The organism is Streptomyces sp. NPDC104226, from assembly GCF_055584085.1.
The window spans coordinates 239,003-253,014 of record NZ_JBVJMS010000008.1 but is presented as its reverse complement, the minus strand read 5'-3'; the positions used below and the strand labels follow the sequence as shown (position 1 = coordinate 253,014).

The 14,012-nt window shown below is 72.4% G+C and carries 12 protein-coding genes; 4 read left to right on the top strand and 8 right to left on the bottom strand.

Translation table 11 applies throughout. The features are described 5' to 3' along the window. Positions 1-16: 16 nt before the first annotated feature. The 3 genes from ACZ60J_RS25465 to ACZ60J_RS25455 form a co-directional block, all read right to left on the bottom strand. A complete protein-coding gene (locus tag ACZ60J_RS25465; protein ID WP_469685234.1) occupies positions 17-523 on the bottom strand; it encodes a GNAT family N-acetyltransferase in 507 nt (168 codons plus the stop codon). A 37-nt stretch (positions 524-560) separates the two neighbouring features. Beyond that, on the bottom strand, positions 561-1,085 hold the full coding sequence (locus ACZ60J_RS25460) for an RNA polymerase sigma factor (RefSeq protein WP_469685232.1): 525 nt from the start codon (positions 1,083-1,085) through the stop codon (positions 561-563). 87 nt (positions 1,086-1,172) lie between these two features. Next, complete coding sequence (locus tag ACZ60J_RS25455) at positions 1,173-2,360, bottom strand: glycerophosphodiester phosphodiesterase (protein ID WP_469685230.1); 1,188 nt, start codon at positions 2,358-2,360, stop codon at positions 1,173-1,175. A 318-nt stretch (positions 2,361-2,678) separates the two neighbouring features. Between ACZ60J_RS25455 and ACZ60J_RS25450 the strand changes: the two genes are divergently transcribed. Continuing rightward, a complete protein-coding gene (locus ACZ60J_RS25450) occupies positions 2,679-3,299 on the top strand; it encodes a lysophospholipid acyltransferase family protein (RefSeq protein ID WP_267756847.1) in 621 nt (206 codons plus the stop codon). Between the two features lie 58 nt (positions 3,300-3,357). Continuing rightward, the gene (locus ACZ60J_RS25445) at positions 3,358-3,768 is read left to right on the top strand and encodes a VOC family protein (protein WP_469685228.1); all 411 of its coding nucleotides are present in this window, start codon (positions 3,358-3,360) and stop codon (positions 3,766-3,768) included. Positions 3,769-3,776: 8 nt separating this feature from the next. Here the strand turns inward: ACZ60J_RS25445 and ACZ60J_RS25440 are convergent, their stop codons facing one another. From ACZ60J_RS25440 to ACZ60J_RS25430, 3 genes are all read right to left on the bottom strand, one after another. Continuing rightward, positions 3,777-5,255, bottom strand: a complete 1,479-nt coding sequence (locus tag ACZ60J_RS25440; protein WP_469685226.1) for a membrane-associated oxidoreductase — start codon at positions 5,253-5,255, stop codon at positions 3,777-3,779. 69 nt (positions 5,256-5,324) lie between these two features. Beyond that, positions 5,325-6,869, bottom strand: coding sequence for an MFS transporter (locus tag ACZ60J_RS25435; protein WP_469685225.1), 1,545 nt, complete (start codon positions 6,867-6,869; stop codon positions 5,325-5,327). Beyond that, the gene (locus tag ACZ60J_RS25430) at positions 6,866-7,417 is read right to left on the bottom strand and encodes a TetR/AcrR family transcriptional regulator (protein ID WP_469685224.1); all 552 of its coding nucleotides are present in this window, start codon (positions 7,415-7,417) and stop codon (positions 6,866-6,868) included. The genes ACZ60J_RS25435 and ACZ60J_RS25430 overlap by 4 nt, the downstream gene beginning before the upstream one ends. A gap of 85 nt (positions 7,418-7,502) precedes the next feature. On the opposite strand from ACZ60J_RS25430, the gene ACZ60J_RS25425 reads away from it, so the two are divergent. Continuing rightward, positions 7,503-8,018, top strand: a complete 516-nt coding sequence (locus ACZ60J_RS25425) for an HAD domain-containing protein (protein WP_469685223.1) — start codon at positions 7,503-7,505, stop codon at positions 8,016-8,018. A 99-nt stretch (positions 8,019-8,117) separates the two neighbouring features. Here ACZ60J_RS25425 and argH read toward each other — a convergent pair whose 3' ends face one another. Both argH and ACZ60J_RS25415 read right to left on the bottom strand, forming a co-directional pair. Further along, positions 8,118-9,548, bottom strand: coding sequence for an argininosuccinate lyase (gene argH / locus ACZ60J_RS25420; RefSeq protein WP_469685221.1), 1,431 nt, complete (start codon positions 9,546-9,548; stop codon positions 8,118-8,120). 95 nt (positions 9,549-9,643) lie between these two features. Beyond that, the gene (locus ACZ60J_RS25415) at positions 9,644-10,837 is read right to left on the bottom strand and encodes an argininosuccinate synthase (protein ID WP_469685220.1); all 1,194 of its coding nucleotides are present in this window, start codon (positions 10,835-10,837) and stop codon (positions 9,644-9,646) included. 110 nt (positions 10,838-10,947) lie between these two features. Between ACZ60J_RS25415 and ACZ60J_RS25410 the strand changes: the two genes are divergently transcribed. Then, positions 10,948-13,977, top strand: a complete 3,030-nt coding sequence (locus ACZ60J_RS25410; protein ID WP_469685218.1) for a hypothetical protein — start codon at positions 10,948-10,950, stop codon at positions 13,975-13,977. Positions 13,978-14,012: the final 35 nt, after the last annotated feature.

The window sequence follows — 14,012 nt, the reverse complement described above, 5'->3', positions numbered from 1 at the left end:
GGCTCAGGAACAGGCGTCAGGCGCTGACCGCGAAGTCGGTGGCCTCCTTGGCCTCCTTCTCCAGGATCACCAGGAGGACGCCGTCGGACGCGGTGCGCCCGCCGACCTGGGTGTAGCCGGCCTTGCGGTAGAGCCGCAGGTTCGACTCGCTCTTGTGGCCGGTGTGCAGCCGGAAGCGGGTGGTCGCGTCGTTGCCGGACAGGGCCGCCTCGACCGCGTTCAGCAGCCGGGCGCCGAGGCCGTGGCCCTGGAGCCGGGGGTGGACGCAGAGCTTGGCGATCCGCCCGGTGCCCTCTTCGTCGACGGTTCCGCGCACGGCGCCGACGATCTCCTCGCCGAGGCGGGCCACCAGAACGGTGTCCGAGGCCAGTTCGGCCTTGAGGGAGTCCAGGGACTGGGTGAGCGGCTGGATGCGGTAGTTGCCGTACAGCTCGGCCTCGCTCTGGAACGCCAGATACTGCAGCTTGATGATCTGCTCGGCATCCTCGGCAGTTGCCGCCGAAATGGTCACGCTCATGCCCATGTGCGCATGCCTCCCGCTCACCTGGTGGCCTGTTGGTCTACCGCTCCATTCCCCGCAGGGCGGGAGCCGCAACCTCTACGGCCAGCATTCTGCGCAGACATCCCAGGCAACGGGAACGGACGGGCCCCAAACTTCCTTGTGAGATACCCAACTCTCCTGCGATTTCACGGTAAGTGAGGTCCCTGGGTGACAGAAGTGCCTTCATCAGCTCCGGACACCTTCCGGGCAATCGGGCGACCGCCGATCGGAGGGCCCGGTTCTCCTCGCCGTGCAGGAGGGCGTCTTCCGGTTCCACGCCCGTGCTGGTACGGGTCCCCGCGCCGTACGGGACTTCGCGCCGGGCCCGGCGCCGCGCCCGGCGGGCCTCCCCGCGGACCGCACGGCGCAGCCAGTCGGCGGGTTCCGCGGGGATGCGCCGGTGCTCCAGCAGCCTGACCCAGACGGCTTGTTCCACATCGTCGGCATCCACCCCGGTGCCGGCGCTCTCGGCCGCCGCCTCGGCCGCGAGCAGCGGGCGGAGCGTTTCGAACAGGTCGGGGAGATCAGCCTTCAGCAGGTCCATGCCGGGCTGGACGCGAAGGCCGCGCCGGGCGGTTTCCCCGCCGGGCACGGCCCACTCGTACGAGAAGCCCGGGTCGGGCGTTGACGCCTAGGCCGTGTCACCGCGTCCCGGGCGGAAGGCCTCCGCCGCGAGCAGTCCGGTGTCGGGCTGGTCGGTGAAGATGCCGTCGATGCCCTGTTCGAAGTAGGCCTTGAAGGCGCCGAAGGCATCGCCGTACGCCGTCGGGTCGGTGCCCTTGTGGTAGTCGGCCGGCAGGAAGCTGTTCTCGTTGCGCGCGGTGTAGGGGTGCAGGATCAGCCCCCGCGCGTGGGCGTCCGCGACCAGGGTGGTCGGGGCGCCGAGCTTGCCCGCGGCGTCGCGCGGCAGGATCAGGTCCATGGTCGGCCCGATGCCCTGGGCGAAGCCGGCGATCCACCGGAGCCCCTCGGGCTTGACCAGATCGGCGACCGTCCGCGGATCCTTGGCCAGCTCGAAGTCCCACGGGCGGGTGCCCGCCGCAGAAAGGAGCACCACGCGCGGGGCGGAGACCAGCCGGGAGAGCCGCTGGATGCTGGAGGGTTCGAAGGACTGCAGGAAGAGCGGGGCGCCCCGGCCGTCGCGCCCGTAGCGGCGCAGCAGCTTGGCGAGGGGCTCCTCCAGCCCGAGGCCGAGGCCGCGGAAGTAGCTGGGGTGCTTGGTCTCCACGTGCAGCCACACGCGCTTCCCGCGTCGGCGGCCCTCGCGGTCGGCCCAGCGGAGCACCTCTTCGAAGGTGGGGACGTCCCAGCGGCCGTCGTAGAGGGTGTTGCGCTGCCGGAGGGCGGGGATGCGTTCCTTCGCGCGCAGGGTCTTCAGCTCGGCGAGGGTGAAGTCCTCGGTGAACCAGCCGGTGACGGCGACCCCGTCGACCGTCTTGGTGGTCCTGCGCGACGCGAAGCCGGGGTGGTCGGCGACGTCCGTCGTGCCGCCGATCTCGTTCTCGTGGCGGCACACCAGGTGGCCGTCCTTGGTGGGCACGAGGTCCTGTTCGACGACGTCGGCGCCGAGGTCGAGCGCGAGCTGGTAGGAGCCGAGCGTGTGTTCGGGCCGGTAGCCGCTGGCTCCCCGGTGTCCGATGACCGTCGGCACCGGCAGGTCCCGGTAGCCGCCGCCCGGCCGGCCTCCCTGGCCTTCGCCGTGACCGCTCTCCGCCGCCGCGGCCGAACCAACGCCCGCCGCGAGTCCGCCGAAGGCTCCGCCGGCCGCGACGACGGCCGCCCCCAGGACCGTGCGCCGTGCTGCCCCACCCTGCGTCATGAGCGTTCCTCCCCCTCGGACAAGGGCCGGGCGTCCCGGGATCTCCGGGGCCTCGGGCCCGAATCCGCGTGCCGATGGTAGGCAAGCTCCGGTGGCGGGCGGGGGTGCGCGGACGGAACGTGGCGGAAACGTGCGTCAACACTGCGTATCCACCTCGTGAACCCGATGTGCGATCAGAGCGGACCCGCGAGTATCGTCCTCACCTGCACTACCGCCGCCGCGTGGTAGGGGCGAGAACCCTAGCTTTTCGATGCCGGAGGGCCCACGTTGTTCCGTACGCGCCTGATCAAAGCCACTGTCGGACCCATCATGCGCCTGATGTTCCGCACCCGCGTGGAGGGCATCGAGAACATTCCGGGCACCGGGCCGGTGATCCTCGCGGGCAACCACCTCACCTTCATCGACTCGATGATCCTGCCGCTGGTGTGCGACCGCACGGTCCACTTCATCGGCAAGGACGAGTACGTGACCGGCAAGGGCATCAAGGGCCGGGCGATGGCCTGGTTCTTCACCGGCGCCGGCATGATCCCGGTGGACCGCGACGGGGCCAACGGCGGGGTCGCCGCCCTGATGACCGGCCGCCGGATCCTCGAAGAGGGCAAGATCTTCGGCATCTACCCCGAGGGCACCCGCTCCCCCGACGGCCGCCTCTACCGGGGCCGCACCGGCATCGCCCGCCTGACCCTGATGACCGGCGCGCCCGTCGTCCCCTTCGCGATGATCGGCACCGACAAGCTCCAGCCCGGCGGCGCCGGCATGCCGCGGCCGGGCCGGGTCACCGTCCGCTTCGGCGAGCCGATGGAGTTCTCCCGGTACGAGGGCATGGACCGCGACCGCTACGTGCTGCGCGCCGTCACCGACTCGGTGATGGCCGAGGTCATGCGGCTCTCCGGCCAGGAGTACGTGGACATGTACGCGACCAAGGCCAAGGCCGCGTAGCCCGTCTCGTCCGGATCGTGCCACGAGGGGGCGTGCGCCCTCGTGGCAAGATCCCAGGATGCTACGACTCACCGATTTCATCATCGACTGCCCGGACACGATGGAGCTGGCCTCCTTCTATTCCGGGGTGACCGGTCTCCCGGTCAAGAAGGACAGCACCGAGGACTGGGCCGGCATCGTCGTCGGCTCGATCGAACTGGCCTTCATCCGGGTGGAGGACTACCGCGCCCCGCAATGGCCCGACGGCGAACACCCCAAGCAGTTCCACCTGGACTTCGAGGTCGACGACATCGAGGCCGAACAGCTGCGCGTCCTGGCCCTCGGCGCGACCCTGCAGCAGGACCGCATCGGCCCCGAAGGGTACGGCTGGCGCGTCTACACCGACCCGATCGGCCACCCCTTCTGCCTCTGCCGCAACAAGGGCGTCGTCTGGACCGACGAGGGCCCCACCTGGCCCGAGCGCGACTAGGGCCCCTGCTACTGGCGTTGCAGTGACCGGCTGACGCCCGCCGCGGTCGTCGTGGCGAGGACCCAGCCGGTCACGATCAGCAGGTACGACAGCCACTGGTACCAGCCGTCGGGCGCGAACGGCCCCTCCTGCCCGAAGCCGATGATCGGCAGCATCAGGTCGATCGTGTAGAACACCGGGTTGAATTCCGGCGCCTCCCCCTGCTTCAGCTCCCGGGGCGGGTGGAGCCCGTACGCGACGGTTCCCGTGACCAGCAGGGCCAGCAGCCAGCCCGCGGCGCGCAGCGGCCGGAACCCGTAGCCCACCGTGACGTCCTGGAGCAGGCCCCAGACCCTGGCGGCGCGGGGCAGGGTGCGGCGGTGCCGCCGCAGTTTGGCGAGCAGGACGGTCCGCGCCGCCGCCTCGTCGCCCGCCGTGCGGTAGGCCGTGGCGAGCTGTTCGTAGGCGTGCGGAAGGTAGCCCGATTCCTCGCGCTCCAGCACGGGCAGCCGCTGCTCGGCGGGAACGTGCGGGCTGAGGGCGCGGTAGACGAGCCCCGCGATGCGGATCTGCGGCGGCCAGGTCTCGGGCGTGATGTGGAGCAGGTCGAACTGGGAGCGGCGCAGGTTCACCCCGCCCTGGATGGCCGGGCAGTTGCGCAGCCACACCTCGCCGGCGACGCAGCTGGAGGCGCGCAGGGCGACCCCGCCGGGGTTGACGAGGCGGGCGTAGGCGAGGTTGAGCTGGCCCGGTATCCGGGAGCCGGTGAGGTTGACCCGGCCGCGGGCCTCCAGCCGCATGGCGCGCAGGTCCGTGCCGACGGTGAGGATCTCGGCGTGCAGGGCGGTCGCGCCGGGGGCGAGGAGCCGGGCGTCGTCGAAGTTGATCTGGCCGCCGACGGTCGCGCCGTTGATGCGGGTCTGGCCGTGGACGGTGAGCTCCATGGCGATGACGTCGGTTCCGATGTCGGCGTGGTTGAACTGGAGCGCCGCTTCCTGGCCTTCCTCGGCCGGGCCCGCGATGCCGATGACCGCCTTCCGCAGGAAGAGTCCGCCGGCTATCCGGGCACCCGCGAGGCGCACCGGCCCGCTGATGCGGCAGCAGGACAGCTTCAGTGCGATGTCGACGGTGACGGTGGAGGCGGTCAGGCCGGGCAGGGCCGAGTCGCTCAGTGAAACGATCCTGAGCCGGGCCCCGTAGAGGAGGGGTTTGCGCTCGAACCAGCAGGCCCGCAGCCGGATCGCGTGCTCGATGTCGGCGTACTTGAGGTTGAGCTTGCCGGTGATCCGGGCGCCCCGGACGTTGAGTCCGGGCACCTGTCCGTCGAGCGGGACGGCGCCGCGCAGCAGCAGGTGGGCGAGGACTTCGGCGCGTACGGTCCGCTCGGGGCCCCACGAGGCGCCGTCGGTGGCCTCTTCGCCGCGGTCCTCACGGAAGTCGACGCCTTCCCCGCGGGGGAAGGCGTCCCATACGCGGCGCTCCGCCGGGGTCAGGTCGTTGATCTCCATCGCCGGGATGGTGTCCCGCGTGCCGACGGACTGTCAACTCCGTGCGGGACACCGCTCCCTGGAGTGACGTCAGTGCTCGATGCCTTCCTGGAGCTCCTGCCCCTTGAGCAGGAACCAGGCGGCCACGGCGGTGGCCAGCAGGACGGCCGCGCCCACTCCGGAGGCCAGCCGCAGGCCGTCCACGAAGGCCTCCTGGGCGGCGCCGACCATCTGCTGGGCGGTCTGCGGGTCCAGTGACTTGGCCGCTTCGACGGCGCCGCCGAGGGATTCGTGGGCGGCGTCGGCGACGGGGCCGCTGACGGAGGCCGGGGCGGTGAAGCCCTGGTAGACGCCGGTGACGACCGAGCCGAGCAGGGCGATGCCGAGGGCGGCGCCGAGTTCGTACGCGGTCTCGGAGACGGCCGAGGCGGAACCGGCCTGCTCCTTGGGGACGCTGGAGAGGATCACGTCGGCGGTGACCGTGAAGGAGAAGCCGGCGCCGAGGCCGACGACGAGCAGGGCCGCGCCGAGCAGCGGGTAGCCGGTCTCCTTGTGGATCACGGTCAGTGCGGCCAGGGCGATGCCGATGGCGGCGAGGCCTCCGCTCACGATGATCCGTACCCCGTACTTGCGGGCGTACCGGCCCGCGACCAGGCCGGTGACCACGGCGCCGACGGCGGCGGGCAGTTCCGCGAGGCCCGCTTCGAGCGGGTCGCGGCCCTGGACGAGCTGGAGGAACTGGGAGAGGAAGAAGACCAGTCCGGACAGGCCGAAGACGGTGAGCAGGTCGGCGAGGACCGCGCCGGAGAAGCCGCGGTGCTTGAAGAGCCGCATGTCGAGGAGCGGGGAGGTCAGTGCGAACTGGCGTCGTACGAAGGTGTAGAGCGCGCCGGCTCCGATGGCGGCGGCCACCCACACCTCCCAGCCCATGCCGTGGGTGGCGACCTGCTTGACGGCGTAGACCACGCCGATGATCCCGACGAGGGAGAGGGCGACGCTGAACAGGTCCCAGGGGCCGGCGACCGGGTTCTTGGACTCGGGCAGCAGCTTGATGCCGACGATGACCAGGACGATCATCACGGGGAGGTTGATGAGGAAGACCGAGCCCCACCAGAAGTGCTGGAGCAGGGCTCCGCCGACCACCGGGCCGACGGCCGCGCCGGCCGAGGCGGTGGCGCCCCAGATGCCGATGGCGAGGCTGCGTTCCTTGGGGTCGTGGAAGATGTTGCGGATCAGCGCGAGGGTGGAGGGCATCAGGGTCGCGCCGGCCACGCCGAGCAGGGCCCGGGCGATGATCATCATCTCGGGGCTGGTGGCGTAGGCGTTGAGGACCGAGACGGCGCCGAAGGCGGTCGCGCCGACGAGGAGGAGCTTCTTGCGGCCGATCCGGTCGCCGAGGGAGCCCATGGAGACGAGCAGGCCGGCGATGACGAAGGAGTAGATGTCGCCGATCCACAGGAGCTGGGTGCCCGAGGGCTTCAGGTCCTCGCTGAGGGCGGGCGTGGCGAGACCCAGCACGGTGGCGTCGACGGCGACCAGCAGGACGGCCAGCACGAGCACGGAGAGCGCGAGCCAGCGCCCCCGCTTCTTCCCCTCCGCCCCCTTCGCGTGCGTCAGCTGTTCGGTTCGGGTCATTTCTCCACACTCCGTCGTGCGCCACCGAGCAGCAACTCGGTGATCATGTACTGAAAGTCCTTGGCCGCGACCCGGCCGTCCATGACGGCCCAGGCGCAGGTGCCGATGAGCCCGTAGAGGGCCTCGGTGAGCCAGGCGGGGCTCAGGTCGATGCGGATGTCGCCCTCGCTCTGGCCGCGCCGGAAGAGGGCGCCGACGCGGGCGTCGAGGCGGGCCCAGCCCTCGTTGACCTGGTCTCCCTCGAACAGCTGGTTCTCGGTGACGAGGAAGGCCAGCAGCTCGGCGTTGGGCTCCGCTCCGGCGACGAGCCTGCGGAGCGCCTCGATGGCCGTGCCCTCGTCGAGGCGGGCCTCGTCGAAGGCCACCTCGAACTCCCGGATGCCGAGCTCTTCGAGCGCCCGTACGAGGGCGTCGCGCCCGGCGAAGTGCCGGTGGAGGGTCGCGCGGCCGATGCCGGCGGCCTTCGCGACCTCGTCCATCGTGGCGGTCGATTTGCGGGAGAGCAGGGCGGCGGCGGCGCGGAGCACCTGATCACGATCCATGGCCATGAGACAAGCATAGCCCGAATGAGACGTCAGTGTCTCATCAAATAAATGAGGTGCCCCCTCGGGCACCGAAAGGAATCCTGCCGTGATGAACCCGAAGCCACTGCTGCTGATCGACGTGGACGGACCGCTGAACCCCTACGCGGCCAAGCCCCAGCGGCGCCCCGAGGGCTACCGCACGCACCGGATGCGGCCCACGGGCTGGACGCAGACGGAGAGCGCGAAGCCGCTGCGGGTCTGGCTGAATCCGGACCACGGGACGGAGCTGCTCGCGCTCGCGGATGCGTACGAGCTCGTCTGGGCCACCACGTGGAAGGGCGAGGCGAACGAGTGGATAGGCCCGCACCTCGGCCTGCCCGACCTCCCCTGGATCGACTGGCCGCAGATGCACGGGCGCGCACCGCGCGGGACGTTCTGGAAGACCCAGTACGTCCTGGAGTACGCGGGCGAGCGGCCCTTCGCCTGGATCGACGACGACATCACGGACATGGACCGCGCGTACGTGGAGCAGCGCCACCCCGCACACGCGCTGCTCATGCGGATCGACGAGCGGATCGGACTGCTCCGGGCCGACTTCGACGCACTGGCGGACTGGGTCCGGTGACCGGCCCTTCTCGACCACCGTCGTCCGCGCCCGACCCGGGACGCACCGCAGGGGCGGTCGGGGCCCTGGAGGCTCCGGCCGCCCCTGCGGGCACCACCGTCAGTTCTTGTGCGCCGCCCAGGCGTGCTGGATGACCAGGTCGGCCTTCAGCTCCGTGAGCTGGATCGCGACCGCCGACGGGGCGGTGCCGCCGCGGCCGTTGCGGGAGGCCAGCGCGCCCTTGACGTTGAGGACCGTACGGACCTCCGGGGTCAGGTGCTCCGAGATCTTCGCGAACTGCTCGTCCGTCAGCTCGTCGAGCTCGATGCCGAGCCCCTCGCACTCCTTGACGCAGCCGCCGGCCACCTCGTGCGCCACCCGGAACGGCACGCCCTGCTTGACCAGCCACTCCGCGATGTCGGTGGCGAGCGAGAAGCCGGCCGGGGCCAGCTCCTCCATCCGGTCCCGGTTGACCGTGAGAGTGGCCATCATCCCGGTGAAGGCCGGCAGCAGGACTTCGAGGGTGTCGCAGGAGTCGAAGACCGGCTCCTTGTCCTCCTGGAGGTCCCGGTTGTAGGCCAGGGGAAGGGCCTTCAGGGTGGCCAGCAGGCCCGTCAGGTTGCCGATGAGGCGGCCCGACTTGCCGCGCGCCAGCTCCGCGATGTCCGGGTTCTTCTTCTGCGGCATGATCGACGACCCGGTGGAGAAGGCGTCGTGCAGGGTCACGAAGGAGAACTCCTTCGTGTTCCAGATGATGATCTCCTCCGCGATCCGGGACAGGTTGATCCCGATCATCGCGGTGACGAAGGCGAACTCGGCGACGAAGTCGCGCGAGGCCGTGCCGTCGATGGAGTTGCCGACCGAGCCGCGCTCGAAGCCCAGTTCGGCGGCGACCGCCTCCGGGTCCAGGCCGAGCGAGGAGCCCGCGAGGGCGCCGGAGCCGTACGGGGACACCGCGGTCCGGGTGTCCCACTGCCGCAGCCGCTCCGCGTCCCGGGACAGGGCCTGCACGTGGGCCAGTACGTGATGGGCGAAGAGCACCGGCTGCGCGTGCTGCAGGTGGGTCCGGCCCGGCATGGCCACGTCGGCGTGGTGCTCGGCGAGGCCGACCAGCGCGTCCTGGAGATCGGCGACGAGGCCGCCGATGATCCGGGCGTGGTCGCGCAGGTACATGCGGAAGAGGGTGGCGATCTGGTCGTTGCGCGACCGGCCGGCGCGCAGCTTGCCGCCGAGGTCGGCGCCGAGCCGCTCCAGCAGGCCCCGCTCCAGCGCGGTGTGGACGTCCTCGTCGGCGATGGTGCCGGTGAAGGAGCCGTCCTCCACGTCGGCCGCGAGCTGGTCCAGGCCGGCGATCATGCGGCCGAGCTCGTCGGCCGTGAGCAGGCCCGCCTTGGCGAGCACGCGGGCGTGGGCCTTGGAGCCGGCGATGTCGTACGGGGCCAGGCGCCAGTCGAAGTGGACCGACGCGGACAGCTTCGCGAGGGCCTCGGCGGGACCGTCGGCGAACCGGGCGCCCCAGAGCCGGACGTCGCCACCGTTGTTGCTGCTCACAGCTACTGCTCCTCAAGAACGTGCATGGCTTCGGATGTGCAACCGCCTCCCCGTCGCGGAGGTAACGGGGAGACGGTTCGTACTACGGTGTCAGATCAGGCGAGGTCGCGACGGGCCGCGATCTTCGAGGACAGGCCGAAGATCTCGATGAAGCCCTGGGCCTTCGACTGGTCGAAGGTGTCGCCCGAGTCGTAGGTCGCGAGGTTGAAGTCGTACAGCGACTGGTCCGACTTGCGGCCGGTGACGACCGCGCGGCCGCCGTGCAGGGTCATCCGGATGTCGCCGCTGACGTGCTGGTTGGCCTCGTTGACGAAGCCGTCCAGCGCCCGCTTCAGCGGGGAGAACCACAGGCCGTCGTAGACCATCTCGCCCCAGCGCTGCTCGACCTGCCGCTTGTAGCGGGCCAGTTCGCGCTCGACGGTGACGTTCTCCAGCTCCTGGTGGGCGGTGATCAGCGCGATCGCGCCCGGCGCCTCGTACACCTCGCGGGACTTGATGCCCACGAGGCGGTCCTCGACGATGTCGATCCGGCCGATCCCCTGGGCCCCGGCGCGCTCGTTGAGCTGCTGGATGGCCTGGAGCACGGTGACGGGCTTGCCGTCGACGGCGACCGGGACGCCCTCCTTGAAGGAGATGACGACCTCGTCGGCCTCGCGCGGGAGGGCGGGGTCCGCGGTGTACTCGTAGATGTCCTCGATCGGCGCGTTCCAGATGTCCTCCAGGAAGCCCGTCTCGACGGCGCGCCCGAAGACGTTCTGGTCGATGGAGTACGGGGACTTCTTGGTCGTCGCGATCGGCAGGTCGGCCTTCTCGGCGAAGGCGATGGCCTTGTCGCGGGTCATCGCGTAGTCGCGGACCGGGGCGATGCACGTGAGGTCGGGGCCGAGGGCGGCGATGCCGGCCTCGAAGCGGACCTGGTCGTTGCCCTTGCCGGTGCAGCCGTGGGCGACGGTGGTGGCGCCGTGCTTGCGGGCGGCGGCCACGAGGTGCTTGACGATGGCCGGCCGCGAGAGGGCCGAGACCAGCGGGTAGCGGTCCATGTAGAGGGCGTTCGCCTTGATCGCCGGGAGGCAGTACTCGTTCGCGAACTCGTCCTTGGCGTCGGCGACCTCGGCCTCGACCGCACCGCAGGCGAGCGCCCGCTTGCGGATGACGTCCAGGTCCTCGCCGCCCTGACCGACGTCCACGGCGACCGCGATGACCTCTGCGCCCGTCACCTCGGCGATCCAGCCGATGGCGACGGAGGTGTCCAGGCCGCCTGAATAGGCGAGTACGACGCGCTCGGTCACGGGTTTCTCCTTACACGGTGCATCCAGCGATAGGCATAACTATGCATTGCTCTGCATGATTCGTCAATCAAGGGTGGGGGTGGTGCGAATAACAGGAGGTCAGCGCGGTGATGAGCACCTACAGTGCCCGGATGGAGATACTGCCGCCCCTGTCCAAGACCACGTTCCTGTCACCCGCCGAGCGCCTGCTGCACGGCAAGGAGCCCGCGCGCGCCCTCGACGGCGACGGTCCGCAGGCCTGGGCGCGGCTCGACGTGGGCGTCAACATGGCCACCTTCTTCTCCTCCGGGCGGTGGACCTACTCCGGCACCGTCCGGGTGGGCCCGCACTGGTTCGACGACCGGGAGCTCGCCGACTGGAGCACCGCCCCGCACTGGCACGACGGACACGGAGTGACCTGGAGCGCCGCTCCCCCGGCCGCCGCCGAGCTCGCGCTCTGCCTGTGCCATGCCGACCCCCGGGTGCGGGAGGCCGCCCTCGGCCGGGCGAGCGGGCGGCCCGAGGTCCTGGCGCTGGTGCTGATCCGGTGCGCCGACACGGAGGAGGCCGTACGGGAGCGGGCGCGGTCGGTGCTGGCCCGGGAACTGGACGCGGCACGTACGGCGCACGCTGCCGGCGCAGCCGCCGGCGACACCGCGGCCGGCACCGCTCCCGACGCCGTCCCGGCGGACCTCGTACGCGCCCTGGCGCCCCTCGCCCTGCTCCTGAGCCCGCGCCCGCACGGCGCCTGGGCCTGGGAGCTGTGCCGCAACCGGCTCGGGCCGCCCTCCACCGACCTGGTCCTCGCGCTGGCCGAGGACCAGGACCCGGAGACCCGCCACGCCGCCGTCCGGGCCGCGCTGGCCCAGGACTTGCTCCCGGCTGACCGCGTCGCGGAGCTCATCTGCGACCCCGACTCCCGCATCAGCCACACGGCGCTGCGCTCCGGGCTGCTCGCGGCCGACCGGGCCGCCGGGCTCGTCCTCACCGGACGGACCCCCGAGGTCCGGCGGGAGGCCCTCCGGCTGGCCCTGGAGACCGGGAGCCTGACGCCCGAACTGCTGCTGGGGACCGCCGCCGTGACCCGGGACCGCGTGGTGCGCAGGCGCTGCGAGGAAGCCGCCCGGTCCGCGCTGGAGACCCGGCCGGGCGCCCTGCCGGAGCCCCTCGTCGACTCCCTGCTCTCCCAGGGCCGCGCCTCCCTGCGGGTGACCGCCGTCCATGCCCTGTGCCGGGCCGGACGGGCCGGCGGGGCGGCCCCGTACCTGGCGGACCCCTCGGCGCGGGTGCGGGAGGCCGCCCGCCAGGAGGTGCGCGCCGCCGGGCAGGACCCGCTCGCCCTCTACCGCGCGCTGTGCGCGGACTCCCCCACGGCCGGGGCGGTGTTCGGACTGGCCGAAGCCGGGGACGGCACGGACCTGCCCCTGCTGCGACTCCTCTCCCGGGCCCCCGACGGACGCGTGCGGGCCGCGGCCGTCCACGGCCTGCGCCGGCACGGCGCCGCCACGCCGGAGGAACTGCTGCCGTACCTGGCCGACCCGCATCGGCCCGCCGCCCGGGCGGCACGCCCGCTGGTGGTCCCGTACGCCCGCACGCGGCCGGAGTCCTGGCTGCTCGAGCTGTTCGCGCCCGGCCGCCCGCAGCCCGTCCGGGCCGCGGGACTGGCCCTGCTGGAGCTGCGGCCGCCGGTGGTCCGGCGCCGGATCGCCCGGTCCCTGACCTCCCACCGCGACCCCGCCGTGCGCGGCTGGGCCCGCAAGCTGCTGCAGGAGCGGCCGCGGTGGGCGCTGTACGAGGGCCGGGACGCCGCAGTGAAGCTCACCGACGGCACGCAACCCCCGCTCGACGAGGTGCTCGACACCGACGACCCGGCCGCCTGGGCCGCACTGGACATCGGGGTGCGGTACCTGGCCCCGTACGAGCCCGAAGTGTTCGGCGCGCACCCCGCGACCGCGCTGTGCCACTGGGACGGCCGGATCCGGGAGCGCGCCCTCGCCGGGGCCGCGGGCGTGCCCGGACTGCTGCCGCTGGTCGTCCTGCGCTGCACCGACTGGTCCCCGCAGGTCCGCGAGGCCGCCCGGCGCGTCCTCGGCGGCGCGCTCCGCGACACCGGGGAGGACGCCCTGCGCACCCTGACCCCGATGGTGCTGCGCCTGGCGGAGCGCCATGAGGGCCGCTGGGCCGTCGCGGAGTTCGAGGCGGCCCTGCGCGCGCCCCGGTACGCGGCCGTCCTGGCGGAGCTGTGCACCCACCGCGACCTGCGGACCCGCCGCGCGGCCGTACGGATCCGCCTGGAAGAGCCGGAGGCCTTCACTGCTCCCGAGCTGGCCCGCCGCGCCGCCGGGGAGTCCGACGCGGTCGTACGGGACCTGTGGATGCGGGCCGCGACGGCCACCCTGGCCGCGCACGGGCCCGACGACTCCGCGGTCGACACCCTGCTGGCCTCCCGCGTCGGCTCCGTACGGGCCGCGGGCGTCACCGGCCTGCGCGCGGCCGGCCGGACCGCGGAGGCCCACCGGTACCTCGCCGACCCCTCGGGGAGTGTGCGGGCCTGCGCCCGGTGGCTGCTCCGGCGGGACGGGGCCGACGCACGCGCTGCGTACCTCCTCCTGTGCGCCGCGGACTCCCCGGAGCCGGGGGCCCTCCTCGGGCTCGCGGAGTGCGGCGAGCGGGCGGACGCGGTCGTGGCGGCCGGGCTGCTCGGCCACCGTGACGACCGGGTCCGGGCGGCTGCGGTTGCGGCACTGCGGCTGCTCGGCGGGCCCGCGTCCGTACCGGAGGCTCTGGTCCCGCTGCTGGACGACCCGTCACCGGCGGTGGTCCGCGAGGTGACCCGGTCGCTGCGCAACGACGCCGGCCGGCTGGCGACGGACCCCCTGGTCGCTCGGTCCGGGGCGGACCGCCCTGCGCACGTCCGGCGGTCCGCCCTGCGGCTGCTCGCGGCCCGGGCCGCCGACGAGGCCTTGCCCGTACTGACCGCCGCACTGGACGACCCGGACCCGCACCTGCGGCGCGTGGCGCTGGGCCTGCTGCGGACCTGGGACTGGCGGGCGACGGTCCGTCGGGGGGCTCTCGAGCCCGCCCGGCTGCGGGCCCTGTACCGGCGGTACTACGTCGAGCTCAGCTGGGGTGAGATGCGCCATGCACGTCTCACCTGGTGAAAATGCGGTCCTGGCCCACCCCTGGACACGCCGAT